This is a genomic window from Mucilaginibacter sp. (assembly GCF_028288205.1).
Taxonomy (GTDB): domain Bacteria; phylum Bacteroidota; class Bacteroidia; order Sphingobacteriales; family Sphingobacteriaceae; genus Mucilaginibacter.
Genome location: NZ_JAQBOD010000034.1, coordinates 1 through 2953, shown reverse-complemented (window position 1 = coordinate 2953; position 2953 = coordinate 1). Strand labels below are relative to the sequence as shown.

Genomic DNA, 2953 nt, shown 5'->3' with positions numbered 1-2953 from the left:
TGGCGCACCCATTATGTTAGTTAGGAAAAGTTTTGCAGAGGCCCTGCAACAGCCTAACGTTACTGTAAAAGCGGATTTTGAGGTTGAGCGTTTTGATTACCCATCTGTTAATGTAGTAGCTAAAGCAGCCGGAACCGATCCGAAATTACGTAACGAATATGTACTGTTCAGCGGGCATCATGACCATGATGGTGTAGGTAACCCTGTTAACCAGGATTCGATATGGAACGGTGCTGATGATAATGCTTCGGTAACTGTAGGCATGCTGGCTATCGCACGGGCATGGACAGCCAAACCGGGTAAGCGATCGGCCCTGTTTATATGGCATGGCGCCGAGGAGCGCGGGCTATTGGGTTCAAAATGGTATGCAGCACACTTGACTGTTGACAAACAAGCTATAGTTGCCGTGCTTAACGGCGATATGATTAGCCGTAACTCGGTTGATTCGGCAGCATTACTGGGAACCTTGTCGCATAAAAATTCAACGGCATTAGTTGATATGGCCATGAAAGCCAATGCGTCACTTACCCACTTTAACGTTGATTTTTCATGGGATGATGCCAAACACCCGGAGAACTGGTATTTTAGAAGTGACCATGCGCCATACGCGGCAATAGGTATCCCGGCTATATTTTTTACCTCTTTGCTTCATCTTGATTACCATACTCCAAAAGATGAACCTGGCCGTATTAACCTGACCAAATTAACTAAAATGACCAAATGGATGTACGCCACCGGTTGGATGGTTTCGCAAAGCGAAACACGGGTTGAATTGGACAAGAAGTAGTTATACTGAATCAGCATTTGCAGAATTTTAGAATTCTCAAGATTCTCTAAAAAGAAAGGAATTCTACTGATTCTAAAATTCTATAGATGCTGATCAATAAATAATTAATTTACACCAATAAGTTTCAGTCAATATGCTCACAGAAATCAATCCGAAACTACCAATGCGTAATAAAGCCATTACCAGAAATTTTTATTTAAACCGATTGGGCTTTCAGGAATTTGGCAGTGCTGATTACGATGGCTACCTTATGGTACAAAAAGACAGCGTGCAAATTCATTTTTTCGAGTTCAAAGAACTTGATCCAAAGGAAAACTATGGGCAAGTATATATCCGCACCGATGATATAGATGAATTATACGAATTTGCTAAAACGCAAAACGTTAACCGTACAGAATTAAATTATAAACCCTGGAAACAAAGAGAGTTCTCTATTCACGACCCGGATAACAATTTGCTTACTTTTGGGCAGGGCATATAATGGTTGTTATTTTTATTTTAGTGTTGTAAGTATCCTTGTAAAATAATTAAATTTATTGTAAGGTTTAAACCAACAGGCCGGCTAATTGCGTATATCAATTACTAAGCTAAAAATGAAAACCACTAAAATATTTATTTACCTCAGCGTGCTTACTGTAATGGCTGCAGTTTCATTTGCATTTATTAATTTAAGCAAGGCTCCCGGCAATAAAGGCTTTGCCGTTGTTGAGTTGTTTACTTCTGAAGGTTGCTCCAGTTGCCCTCCTGCTGATGGGCTGGTTGCTAAATTGCAAAAGGAAAGTACCGGCAAACCTATTTATATCCTGGCTTTCCATGTTGATTATTGGAACCGGTTGGGCTGGAAGGACGTATTCAGTAATGTTAGCTACTCCAAACGCCAGCGCGACTATGCTAAATATTTAAAACTTTCATCGGTATATACCCCACAGATAGTGGTGAACGGCAAAAAAGAGTTTGTAGGGTCAGAAGAAGGCACATTACGCAATGCCATAAAGGCGGCATTGCAAAAAGAAGCACCTGCACAACTAACCTTAACCAATATTAAAGCGGATCAACAACAGGTTCAGGTGCGTTACCAGGCAGAAGGCGATGGAAGCAATAGTGTGTTACTATTGGCATTGGTGCAAAAAACCGCGAAAATTCCTGTTAAAGCTGGCGAAAATAAAGGCCGGACTTTATCACATGTACAGATTGTACAAAAGCTTCAAAGTATAGGGTTAAGTCCTAATAAAAGCGGCACAGCAAACATTGCATTACCCAACGGCTTTAACCCCCAAAATTGGGAGATTATAGGGCTTATACAAAATATAAACAGCGGCGAAATTACAGGAGCGGCAAGAGCCGGATTTCCGTTAGCCATAGCTAACGACGTAGCTGTTAAAAGCATAAAATAGAATTAATTATTGCTAATTTCACTTGACGAAATTGTCCCTGACATGAAAACCATTAAAGAAAAGCATTCCTTAGCCATGCGATGGACACATTGGGTAAATTTCCCTATACTCACCATTATGATATGGAGCGGCATGCTGATCTATTGGGCTAATGACGAATATTCTATCACCTTATTTGGCCACAAGTTTGTCCGTTTTTTCCCAGATTGGTATTATAATTTACTACATATTCCCTCACGGCTGGCTGAAGGCATGGCTTTCCATTTTTTATTTATGTGGTTCTTTACCCTTAACGGGATCTTTTATATCCTGTACACCCTAATTTCGGGCGAATGGCGGCAATTGGTTCCTAACCGGCATTCGTTTACAGAAGCCTGGCTGGTTCTGCTGCATGATCTGCATATCCGTAAAACAGCACCGCCGCAAAACAAATATAATGCTGCTCAACGTATAGCTTATACCGCTATTATCATCATGGGGATTGGATCGGTTATTACCGGGCTGGCTATTTATAAACCGGTACAGTTTTACTATTTAACCTGGCTTTGCGGTGGCTATCATTTTGCCCGCATCATACATTTTGCTTTAACGCTGGGGTATGTGTTCTTTTTTTTGATCCATGTGGTACAGGTTGTTTTAGCCGGGTGGAACAACTTCAGGTCGGTAGTATCCGGATTTGAGGTGATAGATGAACAACCTAAACCTGTAATTGAAACTGCTCATGAAAACGAAAAAGCTTAAGAAAGAACTAACCGTTGAGCAAAAGATCAAA

Annotated in this window: 4 protein-coding genes; all 4 read left to right on the top strand. The window is 40.8% G+C overall.

Annotation, left to right across the window (positions count from 1 at the left end; all coding sequences use genetic code 11):
• Positions 1–787, top strand: a 787-nt coding sequence (locus JWR23_RS07180) for a M28 family peptidase (RefSeq protein WP_299514762.1), incomplete at its 5' end; no start/stop codon positions are given.
• A 133-nt stretch (positions 788–920) separates the two neighbouring features.
• Positions 921–1268, top strand: coding sequence for a VOC family protein (locus JWR23_RS07175; protein WP_299514760.1), 348 nt, complete (start codon positions 921–923; stop codon positions 1266–1268).
• A gap of 112 nt (positions 1269–1380) precedes the next feature.
• The gene (locus tag JWR23_RS07170; RefSeq protein ID WP_299514758.1) at positions 1381–2181 is read left to right on the top strand and encodes a thioredoxin family protein; all 801 of its coding nucleotides are present in this window, start codon (positions 1381–1383) and stop codon (positions 2179–2181) included.
• A 42-nt stretch (positions 2182–2223) separates the two neighbouring features.
• Entirely contained in the window at positions 2224–2922 is a 699-nt protein-coding gene (locus JWR23_RS07165; protein WP_299514756.1) for a cytochrome b/b6 domain-containing protein, read from the top strand.
• The last annotated feature ends 31 nt before the right edge of the window (positions 2923–2953 follow it).

What these genes read in the sequence shown, in the direction of transcription:
- JWR23_RS07165 (WP_299514756.1), top strand. Translation starts at nt 2,224, where the DNA reads ATGAAAACCATTAAAGAAAAGCATTCCTTAGCCATGCGATGGACACAT.
- JWR23_RS07170 (WP_299514758.1), top strand. Translation starts at nt 1,381, where the DNA reads ATGAAAACCACTAAAATATTTATTTACCTCAGCGTGCTTACTGTAATG.
- JWR23_RS07175 (WP_299514760.1), top strand. Translation starts at nt 921, where the DNA reads ATGCTCACAGAAATCAATCCGAAACTACCAATGCGTAATAAAGCCATT.